The sequence below is a fragment of the Desulfosediminicola flagellatus genome (assembly GCF_005116655.2).
GTDB lineage: Bacteria > Desulfobacterota > Desulfobulbia > Desulfobulbales > Desulfocapsaceae > Desulfopila > Desulfopila flagellata.
Genome location: NZ_CP050698.1, coordinates 3,621,917 through 3,639,497, shown reverse-complemented (window position 1 = coordinate 3,639,497; position 17,581 = coordinate 3,621,917). Strand labels below are relative to the sequence as shown.

15 protein-coding genes and 1 pseudogene are annotated in these 17,581 nt (G+C 42.9%); 5 read left to right on the top strand and 11 right to left on the bottom strand.

Translation table 11 applies throughout. The annotated features are described in order from the left end of the window. Positions 1 to 7: 7 nt before the first annotated feature. Positions 8 to 1,879, bottom strand: coding sequence for a fructose-bisphosphatase class III (locus FCL46_RS15035; RefSeq protein ID WP_228723229.1), 1,872 nt, complete (start codon positions 1,877 to 1,879; stop codon positions 8 to 10). A 565-nt stretch (positions 1,880 to 2,444) separates the two neighbouring features. Here FCL46_RS15035 and FCL46_RS15030 point away from each other — a divergent pair. Further along, positions 2,445 to 4,004, top strand: a complete 1,560-nt coding sequence (locus tag FCL46_RS15030; RefSeq protein ID WP_136806799.1) for a DUF4301 family protein — start codon at positions 2,445 to 2,447, stop codon at positions 4,002 to 4,004. A 67-nt stretch (positions 4,005 to 4,071) separates the two neighbouring features. Here FCL46_RS15030 and FCL46_RS15025 read toward each other — a convergent pair whose 3' ends face one another. From FCL46_RS15025 to FCL46_RS14990, 9 genes and pseudogenes are all read right to left on the bottom strand, one after another. Further along, positions 4,072 to 6,549, bottom strand: coding sequence for a glycogen/starch/alpha-glucan phosphorylase (locus tag FCL46_RS15025; protein WP_136806800.1), 2,478 nt, complete (start codon positions 6,547 to 6,549; stop codon positions 4,072 to 4,074). A gap of 282 nt (positions 6,550 to 6,831) precedes the next feature. Further along, positions 6,832 to 7,263: an ATP-binding protein gene (locus FCL46_RS15020; protein ID WP_136806801.1), complete on the bottom strand. Its 432-nt coding sequence runs from the start codon at positions 7,261 to 7,263 to the stop codon at positions 6,832 to 6,834. A 30-nt stretch (positions 7,264 to 7,293) separates the two neighbouring features. Next, positions 7,294 to 7,632, bottom strand: coding sequence for an STAS domain-containing protein (locus FCL46_RS15015; protein ID WP_136806802.1), 339 nt, complete (start codon positions 7,630 to 7,632; stop codon positions 7,294 to 7,296). Between the two features lie 147 nt (positions 7,633 to 7,779). Next, a complete protein-coding gene (locus FCL46_RS15010) occupies positions 7,780 to 8,580 on the bottom strand; it encodes a PP2C family protein-serine/threonine phosphatase (RefSeq protein WP_420811278.1) in 801 nt (266 codons plus the stop codon). A gap of 23 nt (positions 8,581 to 8,603) precedes the next feature. After that, positions 8,604 to 8,961 (bottom strand): annotated as a pseudogene (locus FCL46_RS28890) (response regulator); the annotation flags it as partial. A 98-nt stretch (positions 8,962 to 9,059) separates the two neighbouring features. After that, on the bottom strand, positions 9,060 to 9,362 hold the full coding sequence (locus FCL46_RS15005) for an Hpt domain-containing protein (RefSeq protein WP_136806804.1): 303 nt from the start codon (positions 9,360 to 9,362) through the stop codon (positions 9,060 to 9,062). A gap of 8 nt (positions 9,363 to 9,370) precedes the next feature. Then, positions 9,371 to 11,434 carry a PAS domain S-box protein gene (locus FCL46_RS15000; RefSeq protein WP_136806805.1) on the bottom strand — a complete coding sequence of 688 codons (2,064 nt, stop codon included), beginning with the start codon at positions 11,432 to 11,434 and terminating at the stop codon, positions 9,371 to 9,373. Between the two features lie 65 nt (positions 11,435 to 11,499). Beyond that, positions 11,500 to 11,847: a PAS domain-containing protein gene (locus tag FCL46_RS14995; protein ID WP_136806806.1), complete on the bottom strand. Its 348-nt coding sequence runs from the start codon at positions 11,845 to 11,847 to the stop codon at positions 11,500 to 11,502. A 373-nt stretch (positions 11,848 to 12,220) separates the two neighbouring features. Beyond that, on the bottom strand, positions 12,221 to 12,607 hold the full coding sequence (locus tag FCL46_RS14990; protein WP_136806807.1) for a PilZ domain-containing protein: 387 nt from the start codon (positions 12,605 to 12,607) through the stop codon (positions 12,221 to 12,223). A 353-nt stretch (positions 12,608 to 12,960) separates the two neighbouring features. Here FCL46_RS14990 and FCL46_RS14985 point away from each other — a divergent pair, with 353 nt between their 5' ends. Continuing rightward, on the top strand, positions 12,961 to 13,287 hold the full coding sequence (locus tag FCL46_RS14985) for a PqqD family protein (RefSeq protein ID WP_136806808.1): 327 nt from the start codon (positions 12,961 to 12,963) through the stop codon (positions 13,285 to 13,287). Positions 13,288 to 13,317: 30 nt separating this feature from the next. Here the strand turns inward: FCL46_RS14985 and FCL46_RS14980 are convergent, their stop codons facing one another. Further along, a complete protein-coding gene (locus FCL46_RS14980) occupies positions 13,318 to 13,512 on the bottom strand; it encodes a hypothetical protein (protein ID WP_136806809.1) in 195 nt (64 codons plus the stop codon). 513 nt (positions 13,513 to 14,025) lie between these two features. On the opposite strand from FCL46_RS14980, the gene FCL46_RS14975 reads away from it, so the two are divergent. From FCL46_RS14975 to FCL46_RS14965, 3 genes are all read left to right on the top strand, one after another. Further along, complete coding sequence (locus tag FCL46_RS14975; protein WP_136806810.1) at positions 14,026 to 14,289, top strand: hypothetical protein; 264 nt, start codon at positions 14,026 to 14,028, stop codon at positions 14,287 to 14,289. A 312-nt stretch (positions 14,290 to 14,601) separates the two neighbouring features. Next, complete coding sequence (locus tag FCL46_RS14970) at positions 14,602 to 15,282, top strand: hypothetical protein (protein ID WP_136806811.1); 681 nt, start codon at positions 14,602 to 14,604, stop codon at positions 15,280 to 15,282. 295 nt (positions 15,283 to 15,577) lie between these two features. Further along, positions 15,578 to 17,269 (top strand): tetratricopeptide repeat protein, encoded by a 1,692-nt coding sequence (locus tag FCL46_RS14965; RefSeq protein ID WP_136806812.1) that lies wholly within the window; start codon positions 15,578 to 15,580, stop codon positions 17,267 to 17,269. Positions 17,270 to 17,581: the final 312 nt, after the last annotated feature.

Sequence of the window (17,581 nt, the reverse complement as noted above, 5' to 3'; positions counted from 1 at the left end):
AGGTCCGTTATTTCATTGGGTTGGGGCTGCTGTATCCGTTTGTTGCGGCCAGTTCCCGTATTTTGCTCATGATTTCATCACGCTTTATCATCAGCTTTTTTCCTTCAATGGTATCCCTGATTTTAAGCGGTTGACTGAACTCATCGATGAGCTCAATATCAAGCGGAGCTGAATCCAGCTTTTTGACAGCTTCTTTGATTTCGCTGGGTGTCGGCAGTATGAGGCCATATATCTGATGCGGAGTATGTACCAGCGAGTGTCCACGGTTGTAATAGGCTTCTGCAAATCCGCCATCTACGTTAATTGCTACACCATCATCGCTGGACATTTTCGCGCCTTTCATATAGTTGACTGGCGTGTGGCCATAAACAACCCGCTGAACCCCGAATTCTTCAAGCATTTTCTGTTTGAATTCTTTGGTCTGCATGTTGTCTTTCCAGTAGAGGGTGTGTTCAACATGGGTCTTCTCGTCGAGCATGAAGTACCGTTCAAAGGTCTTCATGGCATGTTTTCCGAAAAATGGTGATTTCGGGCCGCACCATAAATAGAAAAAGAGATCCTGGTCTTGCCCGTTCTGCGGTTTGCCTTCTATATAATTCCTGCCTACCCTGCGAATCATCTCCTGAAGATGGTCGAGGAGATTCTTCCCTTTTCGTCCTAAAAATTCTTCAAACTCGCCGTCGGAGGTGGAGGGTACCAATGCATGAATATTTAAGGTGTTGCTGTGAATATGGTAGGTCTCGCCCTTGGTGAAGAAATAGGCCAACAGTCGCTTGAGTCTTCGGTTGGTGGCGAATTGTTCTGCAAGATCATCAATGATTTCCTGCTCCTCATCTGTGAGAGCTAGCGGGTCGTTGACGTTTATTGTAGGGAAGTGACTGTCGTTCAACGCCTTGGTGTCACCTGATTTCAGCATTGCGGCAAGTTTTTCCAGCCACAACCGCGGTTTCATTTCGTATTCCGGGTTGTCTTTAATTGTTCGTTCTTCAAGTTTGAACTGGATGACCGCCAGTGCTTTTTCCATTGAGAGGCCGCGGTCGGTCTTGGCTTTGAATTTGCCTTTTACCGTTTCGGCAGGATAGGTCCTGGCAGCAAATTCCGCTAATCTGTCGGTATTAAAATTGAGCCGTGTCATGAGCTCGAAATGATCATAGCGGCAGGTAATACGCAATGCTTCTGCCATGAGCGAGAGGTTTCCTGAAGCTGCGCCCATCCAGAGGATATCGTGATTGCCGTATACATAATCGACGATGTTTCTATACGCAGAAGAGGAGAGAATCCGTATGATTTTATCAGGTTGGGCACCTCGGTCAAAAATATCACCAACTACCTGAATACGATCCAGCAACACTTCGCGGATGGCTTTTGAAAGGTGAGCAATAAGTCGTTTTGATATTATCGGTTCTTCAAAGATAGGGTCAGGGACAGGCAGGCCTGAAAGCAGGCGGGTGATCGTGTCACGAAATTCAGGTTTAATTATATCGTTTACCTGATACATCCTGTTGGAAATTTTATATTTGAGCACTTCAGTCAGGCAGAGGATGGCATCCTGAATATCCATTGAGATGTCATCATCTTTGTAATAGTCGGCACGCCGTATTATGCGGACGAGGTATTGTATTTTTTCTGAGCTGAAGGTATTTGGCAGAGCTTCACGGCAGGTTTGGTACAACATGCCGAATCTACCACGCAGGATAGATTTGAACCTGTCTCCCTCGCCATGGAGGTCACTGATCCAGAGAGTCGTAGGGATATTGGCATTCAATGCATTTTCAAGCTGCAGCAACTCGTTTGCCAGCTTGTCAATTTCACCAACTCTCACATGCCGGTCCGGGGACGCTACTACTGTTTTTTCAACTTCTGTGTTCATGGGGGACATAGAAAACTCCGGTGAACCGTTTTGTCCTGTTATTAACAGCGTACTATCAATCAGCCCTACGGGGGCTGTTTATATCATTAACCATAACTCTCATTGTAGCATCTGCATACAGGTGTGGCAAACTGATTATCACAAATAGGTCAATATACCATCGTGTTATCAGATCATTTAAGAGCGCTGTTGAGGGAGATGTGAATTGTATATTTACGAGACAATAACAACCTGTATACAGGTTGTTGAGGTGCTTTGTGATTAGCGTATTAACGGTTGGGTTTTTCGTGTGTTACTATCCAATTATATTGGTGAAAATATGATTTTTGTCGATTGTGTGGTCGCGGGGCATGAGGATGTTTGCCGGAATACTGTTCTGCAATATCCTGTCATATAAAAAAAGTTGCTATATCGAAATATGTTACGACTTCAACCACAATGAGAGGGCAAGTATGATACAATAACCCCATTAAGGGGTTAGGTCCTTCTCTGTTACGAATGTCCGGATAACCACCTCTCTTCAATGATAGATAAATGAGTAGTTGAACACCAGTTTTTCTGAGGAGATGATTATATGAGTAGAGATGAAGAAATCGAACGGGTTGAAGCTATACTAAACCAGATTGTAGCCAGCGGGGTGGCGGAAGAAGCCTTACTCGATCAGATGGAAAAATTTGAGAGGGGGATTCCATATACCCGTTTGGCCAGACCCTGTACTATAGGGGATGGAATACATGTTATTGAACCCAGAGAGTTTCCTGAACTGAAAGAAGCATTTTCCGAGGCTACCGTTAATGGACGGGTAACTAAATTTGTTCCGGCCTCAGGTGCTGCCAGCAGAATGTTCAAGTCGCTAATAGGCTATATGCATGGTTGTGAGGGGAATAGAGATGACATTGCTGACGATGTGAGAACATTTGGAGAAAAATTCATTGGTTCAATTACGCAGTTTGCTTTCTACAGACAGCTGAAAGATGTGCTTGCTGAAAATGGCCAGCGTCTGGACGCGTTGCTGGAAGCAGGAGACCATGCGACAATTCTAAAATATATTCTCACCGATGCAGGGCTCAATTATGCGAACTTGCCGAAAGGGCTTATTCTTTTTCATAACGCTGAGGAAGGGGCGCGTTCAGCATTTGTTGAGCATCTTGAAGAGGCTGTCAATTATGCTATGGACAATAATAGGGTGGCGCGGGTTCACTTCACAGTACCACCAGAATTTCATGAAGCTATTGAGAATCATGTCAAACAGGCATGCAGCAGATATGAACAGGCAGGAATTCGTTTTGATATAACCTACTCAACCCAAAAAACGTCTTCCCGAACCCTTGCTGTTGATATGGAGAATAACCCTATTCGTGCCAATGATGAACTGCTTGTATTTCGTCCAGCCGGGCATGGTGCATTACTGGAAAACTTAAACGATCTACGTGGAGATATTATATTTATAAAGAATATCGACAATGTCGTGCCTGACCACCTGAAGCCGGAAACCTACACATACAAACAACTCCTGGGCGGATATCTGGTAATGCTGCAAAAAAAGATTTTTGCAGCATTGAATAGACTGGATGATAAACAGGTCAATGCCGAGGAGCTCGCTTCAGTCAGCCACTTTCTGCAGAAGGAGCTCGGTGGAAGGTTGCCTGAGGATTACGATGATTATACCGATAGTGCCAAACGGGAATATCTGTTTGGCAGATTGCATCGTCCTCTAAGAGTGTGCGGAATGGTGAAGAATCTTGGAGAACCTGGTGGTGGGCCGTTCTGGTTGACTGAAGGGGAGGAGTGTCCGCTGCAGATTGTTGAGTCAGCACAGGTGGAACTGGATAATGAAGATCAAAAGAAAATATTTGATGCTTCCACCCATTTCAATCCCGTTGATCTTATTTGTGGAGTTCGTGATCACAAAGGGCAGCCATACAATCTGACGCGGTATGTGGATCTTAATCTCGGCCTTATCAGCTGCAAATCGAAAAATGGCAGGGAACTTAAGGCACTAGAACTTCCAGGGCTCTGGAACGGATCAATGGCCTACTGGAATACTGTTTTTGTTGAGGTTCCGCTGAGTACCTTTAATCCGGTTAAAACGGTGAATGACTTATTGCGAGAGGAACATCAGAAAACTCTATAAAAAGTTTCTTTTTACAGAGTGTCACTGTTGAGCCTATACGCATTGCAGTATTTCATTGTTGAAGCAGCTATTCAACTGGGGTGATTCGCCAGATGACCTCGGCATATTGGCGGATCGTTCTATCTGAGGAAAACCGACCCATTCTTGCGACATTGCGTATCGCCATTTCTGTCCATTTTGCTGAATCCTGGTAGGCATGACTCACCTTTTTTTGTGTATCAATATAGTCCTGAAGATCGGGGAGGTAGAAGAAATAGTCACCTTCCTCCATGATCGAGTTGTAAATAGGTTTGAATAATCCAGGATTTTCCTGACAGAACATCTCGGAATCGAGGCAGTCCATGACGCGCCGTATTGTGGGATTGTTGGCGTAATAATCCCAGGGACTGCAGTTGTTATCATCTCGAATCTCTTCTATCTGTTCAACGTTCAGGCCGAACATGAAAAAATTTTCAGCGCCGACCTCTTCCATGATTTCTATATTAGAGCCGTCAAGAGTTCCGATTGTAAGGGCTCCGTTCATGCTCAGTTTCATATTACCTGTTCCGGATGCTTCCATGCCAGCAGTAGATATTTGTTCGCTAAGATCAGCTGCAGGAGCAATTTTCTCAGCAAGTGAAACGTTGAAATCCGGCAGCATAACGACACGAATATAGTCCTTTACCCGTTTATCATTATTGATCACGTCGGCAACATTGTTGATGAGTCTGATGATCAGTTTGGCAATGGTGTAGCCTGGCGCTGCCTTGCCTGCGAAAATATGAACACGTGGCACCTGCGGGTAGTCTTTGTCTTCGATGATGGACAGATAGGTGTGAATGATATTCATGACATTGAGCAACTGCCGCTTGTATTCATGAATACGTTTGATATGAACATCAAAAAGTGATTTCGGGTTTATCTGTAATCCGGTTGTTGTCGTGATTAGCTCTGCAAGCGCTTGCTTATTAGCCTGTTTAACGTTTCTAAATTGTGTGCAGAAATCACTGTCAGAGATGTGTTGCTCCAGCAGGGTGAGATGATCGAGGTTGGTAACCCAGCTTGTTCCGATGGTTTTTGTGATAAGTTCAGATAGCAGTGGATTGGCTTTTATCAACCAGCGTCGCGGAGTAATGCCGTTGGTTTTATTACTGAATCGTTCAGGATACATGTCATGAAAATCTGGAAAAAGACTGGTTCGCATCAGTCTACTGTGCATAAGGGCTACACCGTTGACTGAATGACTGCCTACGATAGCGAGATGAGCCATATTAACTTTTTTACCAGCCGCTTCTTCGATGAGCGACATGCGGGTGGGGGCATTTTCATCATCAGGGAAATACTCCTGAACTTCTTTTAAGAACCTATGATTTATCTCATAGATAATCTGCATATGTCTGGGAATAACCCGTTCAAGCAGACTGACAGACCATTTTTCCAGAGCCTCAGGAATAAGGGTATGATTTGTATATCCGCAGACATTAACTGTTGTTTTCCACGCTGTGTCCCAGTCCAGTGAAAAGTCATCAAGCAGAATGCGCATTAATTCAACTCCGGCAAGTGCAGTGTTTGTATCGTTAATCTGAATAGATACCATTTCTGCAAGGCTGGTAATGTCGTGGCCGGCGTTACGGTGCTTTTTAATTATGTCCTGAATTGAGCAAGATACGAGGAAGTACTCCTGTACAAGACGATGTTCCTTTTCCTGAATATCAGAGTCGGCTGGATAGAGTATTTTTGTGATAGTTTCGTTTGATATTTTCCCATTTACTGCACGGTAGTAATCGACATCTGTTAAAATCGTTCGATCAAATTCATCAGATGAACGTGCAGAGAATAGTCTCAGATAATTGACAGTTTTTCCGCCATAGCCGGCAATTGGCATATCATGGGCTCTTCCGATGATGTGTCGGAAATCAGTCCAGGTGGGAAAATAGTTGTTATCTGTATCTCGTATATGATTAATCTTACCGTATATGGGTATCTTGAATGTTTCGCATGGGCTTGAAATCAGCCAGGGGCAGTCAAATGCACTCCACCTGTTGGGTTTTTCGTTTTGCTGACCGTCTGTGATTTCCTGTCGAAAAAGGCCAAACTCATAATTGAGACCATATCCATATCCGGGAAGATTGAGGGTTGCAAGCGAATCAAGAAAACATGCGGCAAGACGCCCGAGTCCGCCATTGCCGAGCAGTGCCTCTGATTCATGTTGCTGGATTTCCTCAAGATTGATTTCCAGCTGGAGAAGGGATTCTCGGGCGAGATCCATGAGGCCCAGATTGATGAGGTTATTACCCAGAGATCTGCCAAGAAGGAACTCTGTAGAGAGGTAATAGAGTTTTTTTGCGTTGGTTCTTTCGTACCTTCCTGACGTTGCAATCATACTATCAATCAGATACTCCCTCAGCGCCAGGGAAACGGATTGAAAGATGTCATCTGCAGATGCGTGGGCGAGTTCTTTGCCGTAAGTAAACTTGAGATAGTGAAGAATCGAAGATTGAAAGGCGGCTATGTCATTAGCCGCAGGATTGCCGTGTTCCGGGATGCTAAAGGAGTGGGTGTCCATACGTGTTCCTCAATGTCAAGTTTGGAGTGTGGACAATGGCTACTTTTTTCCAGACTGCGATTAATTATATGACGTATTGGTTTGAGATTCCAGTTCAATGATATTTGCCAGATATCATATTTAGATTATCGGCCTGTATTATCTGAATTATCACAATATGATAAATGTTATTTGTGGCTGCGTATCTTATCTCAGGCGGGGATGTTACTGATGTATGCTGATACGGTTGTGAAACGATAGGTCAAAGGGGAGGGAGGGCAGGTTTTTATAAGTATAATCCCGTCATGATTTTGTCGTGCTGTCTATGCGCTTAGTCATCGATAGCGTATTTGTTCCATCAACGGAGCCGTATTGGACGGAGTCCATCAGATTGTGAATGATATAAAGACCGAATCCCCCTTCAGGTAACGTGTTAATATTTTCCAGGTCGACGTCGATCTCTGGTTCGGTAAGCTTTCCCATTGAAATACCGCTATCTTTAATCTTTATGTACAGATTAGTAGAGTTTGATTCTACGATTATTGCTACGGTTTTGCCTGGATCATGGATGTAGGCATGTTCAATAACGTTGTTTATGCCTTCGACGACGCAGATTTCTACATCGTCTGCACAGCTTTCACTCATCCCGAAATGTTGGGCGAGGGCGTTGATTGAAATTCCGACCAGGCTGACATTTTCAAGGTCACTTTCAATTGTGAGGGTTATCGATACCATTTTACGTTAACGTATTATTTGCCTGCATGTTTAATCGGAAATATGTTGCAGAGCGTCCTCTTCTGTAGGGAACATCCTGAATACTCTGTCCATTCTGGTGAGCTTAAACATTTTCCGGATTGGGTCCTGAGCTCCGGCAATGAATAATTCGCCATCAGGGCCGATGAGTTTCAGGCTTGATACGATAGCTCCCAGGGCACTACTGTCAATAAAGGTAACAGTCGAAATATCCAGTAGTATTTTGCTGTTGCCTTGATTGATCAGTTTGGCCATTGATGTTTTGAAATCGACAGCTACTTTTGCATCCAATCGATCTACATCGCATTTGACTACCAGAATATTATGTAGTTTGCGTGTCGTGAGTTGCATAGATTACTCCTTAGTAGTTTACCAGAGATGCATTTTGATAGAGTCCTGATAGATCAGAAATATTCATAGATGGAAGTTTTGGATGGGCATTATCCTGTAATATTCAATAAACAATATTCAATAAACAATAGACAATAGACAAACGGGTCAATTGTACTGTAAGGCAACGAGCGTAATGTCGTCCTGTGCCCTGGTTGACCCGCTAAAGTGTTTTAGAGCGTCAATAATCCGCTCGCAGGAGGCATCTAAAGTGAGGTTTCTGCTGTCTATCAGTACATGATACAGGCGATCTTCACCAAAAAAATCCTCATTCTTATTTTCAAGTTCGACAATTCCGTCTGTGTAGAGATAGAGACGGTCGCCTGGAAATAGCGTACATTCACCGTGCTCGAAGGGAATCATATCCCCCATACTGATGATTGGACCACCAGCCTCAAGGATTTCAATCTGACCAGACTCGCGTAATAATGCAGGCATCGGGTGGGCGGCATTAGAGTACAGCACTTTTCCCGTTTGATGGTTTAACAGCAGGTATATCATTGTGAAGTATTTATCGAATCTTTCAATCGGATATTGCTGATCAAGTTTATTCAATACATCAACAGGCCTGGTAAGTTGATAATAGGGTGGTTCCTGCCGTGGTTCTTTCAGAATTGTCTGGCCGTGAGGTTGTAATGCCTGGGCCACGGAAACCGTGACCATCGCGGCAGGCACCCCATGACCGCTTACATCTATTATGTATATTGCAGTGTGTTGCTCATCAAGTTTATGCACATTAAACATATCGCCACCGCTAAGATCTGATGGAATGAATCGATACGCAAAGGTGCAATTTGCAATATCAGGGGTGCTGCCAGGGATGAGGCTGTACTGGATCTGGGCTGCCGCAGCGAGATCTTCCTCAATTTTTGCCTGTTTTTCAAGAAGTTCAAGATTGGCTCTTGCCAGAGAGCGGGAAAGGCCGTGAATGTGTAAATGGGTTTTAACTCTGGCAACGACTTCTGCTTTGTTAAATGGTTTGGTAATATAGTCACTGGCTCCAAGCATGAGCCCTTTTATTTTATCTTTTGCATTTCCTTTAGCGGATAGAAATATTATCGGGATATCAGATGTTTCATCTTGATTTTTCAGGATTTCACAGGTTTCATATCCGTCTTTAATCGGCATGACAATATCCAGCAGGATGAGATCGAGATCATGCGTCATAGCAATTTCCAAAGCTTCCTGGCCGTCAGCAGCTTCAAAAAGTTCATAACCATGCTTTTCAAGGATTACTCTCAGAAGGTTTCTGTTATCCCTGTTATCGTCAACTATCAGGATAGTTTCCACGTTTTTCTCTCCGTCGTCCTGGCTTATATGTCATTCTCATAAGTTACAGGGGGCAGTCTATCATCATGCTCATAGTTGCAATGAAAGAATTAAAGAAATTAATCCTCGTAAATTATTTCCAGATTATCCAATGAGGTTTCTATTTCATCAATCAATGATTGTATGTGAGCAGCATCCGTATTTTTTGCTGATTTTTCAATTTTATCGCCAATGTCAGAGATAAAATGAAAGCCATAGCCTCCCCCTACGCCCTTCAGAGAGTGACCAAGATTTTTCAATTCTTCGTAATTTTCTTCTGATAGAGCTTTTTTGAGAGCTGCAATATCTTCTCGTCTGCCATTTAAAAATAGCGGAATGAGTTCTTTAAGGTCAATATCGACAAAAACTGTGACTGTGGACATTTGGTCTCTCACTGTTTGCGTGTTAATGAATTGATCGCTTCGATGAGTACCTTCTTGGGGACTGGTTTAACAACATGCTGAGTACAGCCGGCATCAAGGCTGGCCTGTCTGTCTGAGTCAAGTGCATGTGCGGTAAGTGCAATGATAGGAATAGGCTTGATGCCGTGTTCTTTCTCGTGGCGTCTAATGGTTCTTGCCGCAGTGTAACCGTCCATAACAGGCATTTGTATATCAAGAAGCAGTATATCATATTTTCCTGACAGGTATTTCTCGATGGCTATCTGGCCGTTTTCCGCCAAATCTACTCTGCAGTTCAGTTTCTTGAGATAGGTGCTGAAAAGTAATCTGTTATCCGGCGAGTCTTCTGCGAGTAGAATTCTAAGAGGGTTACCTGTCTTTAGTAGGTTTTTATTGTCGATTCCTTCGCTTTTTTTTGTGCTTTCAGTCTGTTGGCTGGATGACGATTTCTCTGTCTGAGTACTTTTTTGAAATTTAGCGGTAAAGGTGAAGGTGCTGCCTTCACCGATAACGCTATCTACAGATATTTCACCTTGCATCAATCGTACAAGGTTTTGAGAAATCGTCAGCCCAAGACCGGTACCACCATATTGCCTGGTAATAAGTGCATGTCCTTGTGAGAAACTTTCAAAGATAGTGTCCTGTACCTCTTTGCTAATACCAATTCCTGTGTCGGAGATGCTGAACTGCAGGGTTAACATATTATCTTCGGCGGGAAACTGTTGCAGGCTGACGAGCAGAGTGATTGTTCCTTTTTCTGTGAACTTGATGGAGTTTCCCATGAGATTTATGAGGATCTGTCTCAACCTTTTCGGGTCTCCTTTAATTTGTCGGGGAACATCTTCTTCAAGGAGGCAGGAAACTTCAAGTTCCTTTTTCTGGGCGGTCAAACGGACGATTGCGATAACATCGTCCACCAGTTGACCCAGGTCAAAATTGATATTATCAAGGACCATCTTACCCGCCTCTATTCTGGCGACATCAAGTAAATCTTCTATAATATTGAGAAGGTGCTCGCCTGCTGAACGGCTGACGCGTACAAATTTTCTTTGTTCGTCATCAAGGTTGGATTCATTGAGTAAGTCGGCCATGCCGAGAATTGCGTTGAGCGGAGTTCGTAACTCATGACTCATTCTGGCAAGAAATTCACTCTTTGATTTATTGGCCTCCTCAGCTATGATCTTGGCATTTTTGAGATCTGCCATTATCGCTTTTTGCTTTGAAATATCTCGCAGAATGCCTGTAAATATGAGTTGTCCGCTAAAACGTACTTCACTTACCGCCAGATAAATCGGAAAAAGATCACCATTCTTTTTGCGTCCTGTTACCTCACGGCCTACGCCGATGATCTTACTCTCGTTTGTCTCAAGGTATTTTCTGAGGTAACCGTCATGTTCACTATGAAATGGCTCAGGCATGAGCATTTTGACGTTGTTTCCGACAATCTCCCTGCTGGTGTAACCAAACATCCTCTCAGCGGCAGGATTTAAGGACAGCATGTTTCCACGTGGATCAATTGATATGATCGAGTCTACTGCGCAGTCAAGGATTGCAGCATAACGGTTCGAAATTTCTACGAGCTGTGACGCCCGCTCTCGGATGCGTTCTTCAAGTGTTTCATTTGCTCTTCTGAGTAAATCTTCGCTTCTCTTTAACTCACTGACATCCTGTATTAAAAATATAAAAATATCATCATCTTCATCATTATCCAGAACAATAGTGTTGCCGGAGACCTCAAGTATCAGTGATTTTAGATCTTTATCGAATTCATAAAGTTTTTTATCCAGTGAACCAACTTCTTTTAGCAGGTTAAATGGGTGATTATCAGCAGGGACCACCGTATTATTTTTTTTAAGTGAAAAGAGGGTACATATATTCTTTCCTAAAACCAGGATGTGCGGTGTTGAAACAAGATTATCAAAAGCGGCGTTGCACCACTGGATAGTACCTTCACGGTTGGTCCAGACTATCGCTTCACGGATTGTTCCGAGGGCGATTTCCATCTGTCCTAAAGTTTTTTGGAGACTGTGTATAACCTGAAGTGAACTATCCATACATTTCCTATCAGAAATATCAGGTAGGTGATTGAGTGAAGTAGTTGTTACGTATGAGGTGATTTTCAGCGAGGTGTTATTATTGCTGCAAGTATCTGACTACCTTTGTTGTCAAGAGAGACAATAAGATGTTGTGCCAGCATCTTTTCACCGTTTCCCAATTGAATCTCAAGGTCTACAGGTGTCCCGAGCAAATTTGACTTACCAGTAAGCACAAACCTGGAGAATCCCATGTTGTGTCCACCCTGGAGACCGGATGGAATTATTTTGATAAGTGGTTGGCCGACAAGTTCATCATGAGGCCATCTGTATGTTTTTACAAAGGCATCATTAATGCCTGTAATAGTGCCGTCAGTTTGGACAAATATTACAGGTTTGCGTTCTTCATTTTTGAATTTTTCGTACTCGGTCATAACTGATACCTCAGATCTGAATACCAATTCAACAATCAGTAGTCGGCATACATATCATGTGAGATTTTAAAAGTATATATTAATGCCTATCACTTTGGTGTGTTGACTGCAACTGGAAATTTCGCTGTGGTATATGGGCGGTGATTTGAGGGATGCAGCGCATTAGGGAGTTGTTTTTGGACGGATCAGGTGATGATGATGATGATGATGATTGTTGGTGAGGAGGGAGAAATACATCAGGAACAGAGATAAAAATGTCCGCACCAATGCCTCTTCCATTCGGATTCGCATAAATGCATTGGTGTGACGGCCTCCTCGTCTGGCACCGACGATCATTCATGTTAAGGGGGGATCAGGAGACAGGCCATGCAACTTAGTGAGTGTTTGGATGCTCCTTTTCTGCGACTTTTGAGTGATAGGCAAGGAGTTCGTGAAGTAGCAGTTTACCTGATTCGTCCATGTCAACAAACTCGACGCCAATTTCTTTCGATGAATTGGCTATCAGAGTATCGGTTTCAACGAAATTTTCGCGAACCATCCTGACCTTAATTGCTTTAATGTAAAGAGGAGTGCCGGCATAGATAATTTCAACAGGCCATTGAGAAGGAAAAAAATCTTCTTCTGAACATTTAAACGACAGACCGCTTTTACTAATATCGCGAATGTTATGCATTCCGTTTGGGGTAATAAGAATAGCTTCTTTTCGACCTTTCAGTCGTTCACTATTCCTTCTCTCTTTTGTGCTGGATGCAGCTATCATTTCAATCCCCCTTGTAAGGCTTTAATAATCCGACTCTACCATAAATGGTATCTGCATTGAAAGTGGTAGGACCATAATATATGAAACAAAATATATATGATGGTGATTAAATGCTATGGGATTAATGAAAAAATGACCTTTGATACATAATATTATTAGAAATAATTTCTGTTATCCCGCATTTTCAAATGGTCATGGTTGTATAAAAAAACGCGAACAATTTATGGAACACTGTTGAGTATTTGTGGCATAATATACCTATAAACTGCTGTTACGAATAAGCGAATGTATCTTATTTCAATAGGTTGGATGATAATTTGCTATGCAGTGGCAATGTTATTGCAGGGAGGCGTATGAGAGTCAAATATACCGAAAACAAACATGTTTACTATAAGCGGAACCCCATTATCGGTGAGAGACGACGAGATGATGAGACGGTTTTAATCGACTCGGAAACTGATGCGATTATCCACTTGAATGCAATGGGCCAGAGAATTTGGGAGTGTGTTGAGAATACTGTCTCGAAAGAACGTATTATTGAGAATTGCGCTGAATATTTTTCGGACGTGCCTCATGAAATACTTAGACGTGATGTCGTCAAATTAATTGATCAGCTGGTAGATCGTCAAATACTTCTACAGGTATCAGAGCAGACGTATCCTGTAGAAAAAGCTGAGTAACAAGCGTGGGGCACTCTGGAATTGTATTGATCAGGCTTTCTGCTTAACCATTTGGTCGACTGTAAAACCCAGATCAAATGTATCGTGACACGATGGGCAGATAAACAGCCATTTGATGCCCTCTTCAGTTCGTTGAAACATTGAGTGAAAACCGTCTCTGTATCCGCAGGTTGGGCAAGATCGGAATTCCTCCTGCATTGCAACTTCGATTATTTTTCCTGGCATATCCGTGGCTCCGCTGATGAGTGTTTTGGGAGATGCTGTTGTTACTAAATAGTATAGCACGGATGTGCCTATTCAGAACAGGTCGGGATCTGTAGAAACTTTGAGAAGTTCTCATGTTTTCATTGAAGCGGTGGCGGATTTTATTAGTTGGAGGTGATAAGCTAGTGTCATGTCATGTGTCAGATGTTGGTGTTTTCTCTTCCTGCAAGGCATGACTGATGGAGCATAGCAGCGCTATGTAACAGAAGGAATAACGAAGTCAGGAAGTGAAAAGGGCGAGCCGAATTAGACATCTGAGGCATGACAGGACCCTGGATAATATCAAATGGATGAGTTCTCTTTGCTCAAGGTATCCGTAAAAAAAAAGGAGTGATTTGCCTATCGGGCACCTCATACAAAATAATAATTACCACTACCGATGCCTGGTAAACGATCTATAGTATAAGGAAAGTAGAAACCTTCGTGCTCATTGGCTTCCGGGTTGAGAGTAACGAAATTTTGGAGGAGTCAGATATGACAAAGAAAGAGAAGCACTTAGCTGGTTCCTCTCTGGACTTGCGAAAAAAAGACACGTTTATGGATCGTCGTTCAGGAGAGGATAGGCGACAGATCCATTCGTTGCAATATTTTAAGAATGGCGGACAGGACCGTAGAATAGCAATTGAACGGCGGGTAAGCGGTGAACGCCGGAGCGATTATGTTCGTGTCAGTAAGTGGTCAAGCGTCTGCCCGGATAAGACGGATCTTGAGTCGTTCGGTGGGCGGGTAATTATCTGATTCTATTTTTCTATAATGCCATTATATCGAAATAACAGAAAATTCGATTGTGTTATTCATGTATACATACTAGATGCAATGGTGTGTCAGGTTTTTTGGTTTGCCGAGCAGCCATTGGTACGGGGCTTTAGATTTCACTGCTGAATGTATTATGCTTCCAACCTGTTAGTTGTCAAATCAAAAAATCACGGTGTTTGCTCAAGAATTCTAGAGTTCAATATTACAACATAAGGCAATGTTACGCGTAATCATCCAAACACCTATTGGTTTGGCTGTTAAGGTCTTTACTATTAAAATTTCCTGTTATTCATAATGATTCAACAATTCCTTACTGTATTTTTTCTCGCTATCCTGCTGCTCTTTTCTGCCTGTAGCACATTGCCGGAATATGCAAAACCAACATTTCATGCAACAGAAGACAATGCGCCGGTTTTAAAGAACGGTTTTGGCTATCGTAAGCTAACCATAGCCGATTTCAAGGCCGATTCATTGCCTACAACCTATGAACAATATCATCATAATATTCAGGCACGTTCATGTATCAGCATTCGCCCCGCCAAAGAGACGCGTATACGTATAACCAATAATGTGCTCGGTGGTCAGGAGGTGTATATGGGCAGTTATTCCAAGATTTCTTTTGAAGCAGTATTTAATCCAGAATGCTCATGGTGGAATCCACACGTACCTGGCCGAAAAAAATCCTATGTTCTTCAGCATGAGCAGATTCACTTTGCTTTGACCGAACTGAGTGCCAGGCGTATGAACAGACAGTATAGGGAAGGTCTTGAGCAATATCTGGCGATAGGTAAAAGTTTTAAAGAAGTGCAGAATGAACTTTTGGAAATTGTCAGAAGTGTTTCCCGCGAAGTCTTGGAGGCGGATATCGTCAAGCATACCGCATTCGATGAAGAGACATCACTCTATTACGACAGAGAAGTACAACAAAAATGGTTTGATACGGTGAGGAGACGGCTCATTGCGCCCGAAGGGTGACAATTTTGGGCGTGTAGACGCTGTTGCACCATGTACTCACCCGGAATAAATCCGGACAAAAAAAGTGATAAAAAATATCTCTATGCAGGACTATGTTTTCCCTCCCTATTTTGATTGTTTGTCTTCTAATAGTCTGTAGCTCCTTTCTTTTCTAGACATTCTCTGTGTTATAATATTGTCAGGAAGGTTTGTTTACCCTGCCGGATAACATGCGCTTTCATGGTTGATACAACCCATAGTTTGAGTACTGGTTGACTAGTAGCAGATTTAACTCCTTTATTCTGGTTGGTGAGTAATGAATGGTAGATTGATAACGTCTCTACCTGTTGTTTGCATCATTATATTGTTCTTTGTAAGCAATGTGGCTGCCAAAGTTCCCAAGGTCTGCCATGATGCAGAAAAAATTAAAGAAGCACAGCAACAGATGGCATTGTATACCAAGTGTATACAGTCAGGAAAGCTCTCTAAAGACGATCTCTCGCGCAGTTTGTATAATAGAGGCATTAATTATCACGAAATTGGTGAATACAGACTCGCGATACGTGATTACGACAAAGCAATTCAACTGAACCCGGTATTTGATTACGCATTTAATGCGAGAGGAAACAGCTATTACGATCTGGGAGAGCATGAGCATGCTCTAAAGGATTTTGCCAGGGCAATTGATCTGGAACCACGTATGTACTATGCCCACAGTAATCGTGGTAATGTTTACCGTAAACAGGGGAATACGAGACTGGCAATTGAGGAATACACCCGGTCAATCACCATTAAGCCACGTCATGCTGACGGGTATAACAATCGAGGTAATGCCTGGTATGATCTGGGTGAGATCCAGAAAGCGCTCGAAGATTATACCAAGGCTATTTCCTACAACTTGCGATACTTTTTTGCTTATAACAACAGGGCGAGCATCTATCTTGAACTTGGCGATTATGGTAGAGCGCTGCAAGATTATAACACTGCACTGGATATTGATAATAATTCGCTGGAGGCCTATATGGGCCGGGGAAATGTCTATCGAAAGCTCGGCAGGAATAATCTGGCTATTAAGGATTATGACAAGGCGCTGCAATTAGCACCGGACTATGGCGAGTGTTACAACAATCGCGGGAATGCATATTTTAGCATGGGAGAGTATGAACTGGCTTTGCAGGACTACAGCAGTGCTGTAACCCACGCCCCTGAAAGAGCATATGGCTATATTAACCGCGGCCGGGTTATGGAAAAAATGGGGATGTATACCGAAGCTCTTGAGGATTATGATGTTGCCATTGCGCTATCGGGCTCAAGTAGCAGTTATAATAGTCGTGGTAACAATTATTATATTGTAGGACGATATCCTGAAGCGATAGCTGACTATAACAAGGCAATTGAGTTAAACCCCAAATACTTTTATGCCTATATTAACAGAGGTAACAGCTATCGAAAACTAGGAAAGCCACAGCAGGCAATCCTTGATTATAACACTGCACTGCGGTTGAACCCTGACTACTCCGATGGCTATAATAACAGGGGGAATGTACATTATGATTTGGGAGAGTTGGAAAAAGCCGTCACTGATTATGCGCTGGCGATAGCAAAAAAGCCTGATAATGTTAACGCATATGTTAACAGGGCAAAAATATGGTCAGTTTCAAAGGAATATACCAAGGCTGTTGTTGATTATGAGGCTGCCTTAAGGGTAGCACCGGAAAGCGCTGTCCCGTATAACGCCTATGCATGGTTTTTAATAACTGTCAGAACAACATCATACAGAGATGCTCCGAGAGCGCTGGAACTTGCATTACAAGCGGTAGAGATCACCAAGGGAAAAAATTCTTCCTGCCTTGAGACTCTTGCCAAAGTATATGCTGAGTTGGGAGATTTCAGTGAAGCGGCAAATGTTATTAATAGCGTTGTGAACCAGTTCAACGAAAAGGGTAAAGATAACGAGGCCGAGATGTTCAGGCGTGTATTGGTACGCTATCAAAGCGGCCGTAGGTAATGGTGATTTGTTGTATGATTTTTTGCCAGGGCTTGAAATGGTGTGTCTTACCAGGAGGCTGTCCGAGAATAGGGATTTTCGCTCAGATCGAGGCAAACACGAAAAATTACCGGAGGCATATAGTTAATATCTCGGAGTCTCGTCCCTCGCTTACCGGAGGATAATTTTTCGAGTTTAACGATGATATGAGCGGAAAGGGCATTGTCGGACAGCCTCCTAGGAGGGTGTCCGACAATAAGGGTTTTGGTCAAAATCGAGACATTTTTAAAAAATAAGCACAGCCATATAATCGATATTGCGAGCATTATTTTT

What these genes read in the sequence shown, in the direction of transcription:
- FCL46_RS15000 (WP_136806805.1), bottom strand. Translation starts at nt 11,434, where the DNA reads ATGGATAGTTCACTTCAGGTTATACACAGTCTCCAAAAAACTTTAGGA.
- FCL46_RS15005 (WP_136806804.1), bottom strand. Translation starts at nt 9,362, where the DNA reads ATGTCCACAGTCACAGTTTTTGTCGATATTGACCTTAAAGAACTCATT.
- FCL46_RS15035 (WP_228723229.1), bottom strand. Translation starts at nt 1,879, where the DNA reads ATGTCCCCCATGAACACAGAAGTTGAAAAAACAGTAGTAGCGTCCCCG.
- FCL46_RS14970 (WP_136806811.1), top strand. Translation starts at nt 14,602, where the DNA reads ATGATTCAACAATTCCTTACTGTATTTTTTCTCGCTATCCTGCTGCTC.
- FCL46_RS14995 (WP_136806806.1), bottom strand. Translation starts at nt 11,847, where the DNA reads ATGACCGAGTACGAAAAATTCAAAAATGAAGAACGCAAACCTGTAATA.
- FCL46_RS14990 (WP_136806807.1), bottom strand. Translation starts at nt 12,607, where the DNA reads ATGATAGCTGCATCCAGCACAAAAGAGAGAAGGAATAGTGAACGACTG.
- FCL46_RS15030 (WP_136806799.1), top strand. Translation starts at nt 2,445, where the DNA reads ATGAGTAGAGATGAAGAAATCGAACGGGTTGAAGCTATACTAAACCAG.
- FCL46_RS15015 (WP_136806802.1), bottom strand. Translation starts at nt 7,632, where the DNA reads ATGCAACTCACGACACGCAAACTACATAATATTCTGGTAGTCAAATGC.
- FCL46_RS14980 (WP_136806809.1), bottom strand. Translation starts at nt 13,512, where the DNA reads ATGCCAGGAAAAATAATCGAAGTTGCAATGCAGGAGGAATTCCGATCT.
- FCL46_RS14985 (WP_136806808.1), top strand. Translation starts at nt 12,961, where the DNA reads ATGAGAGTCAAATATACCGAAAACAAACATGTTTACTATAAGCGGAAC.
- FCL46_RS14965 (WP_136806812.1), top strand. Translation starts at nt 15,578, where the DNA reads ATGAATGGTAGATTGATAACGTCTCTACCTGTTGTTTGCATCATTATA.
- FCL46_RS15020 (WP_136806801.1), bottom strand. Translation starts at nt 7,263, where the DNA reads ATGGTATCGATAACCCTCACAATTGAAAGTGACCTTGAAAATGTCAGC.
- FCL46_RS14975 (WP_136806810.1), top strand. Translation starts at nt 14,026, where the DNA reads ATGACAAAGAAAGAGAAGCACTTAGCTGGTTCCTCTCTGGACTTGCGA.
- FCL46_RS15025 (WP_136806800.1), bottom strand. Translation starts at nt 6,549, where the DNA reads ATGGACACCCACTCCTTTAGCATCCCGGAACACGGCAATCCTGCGGCT.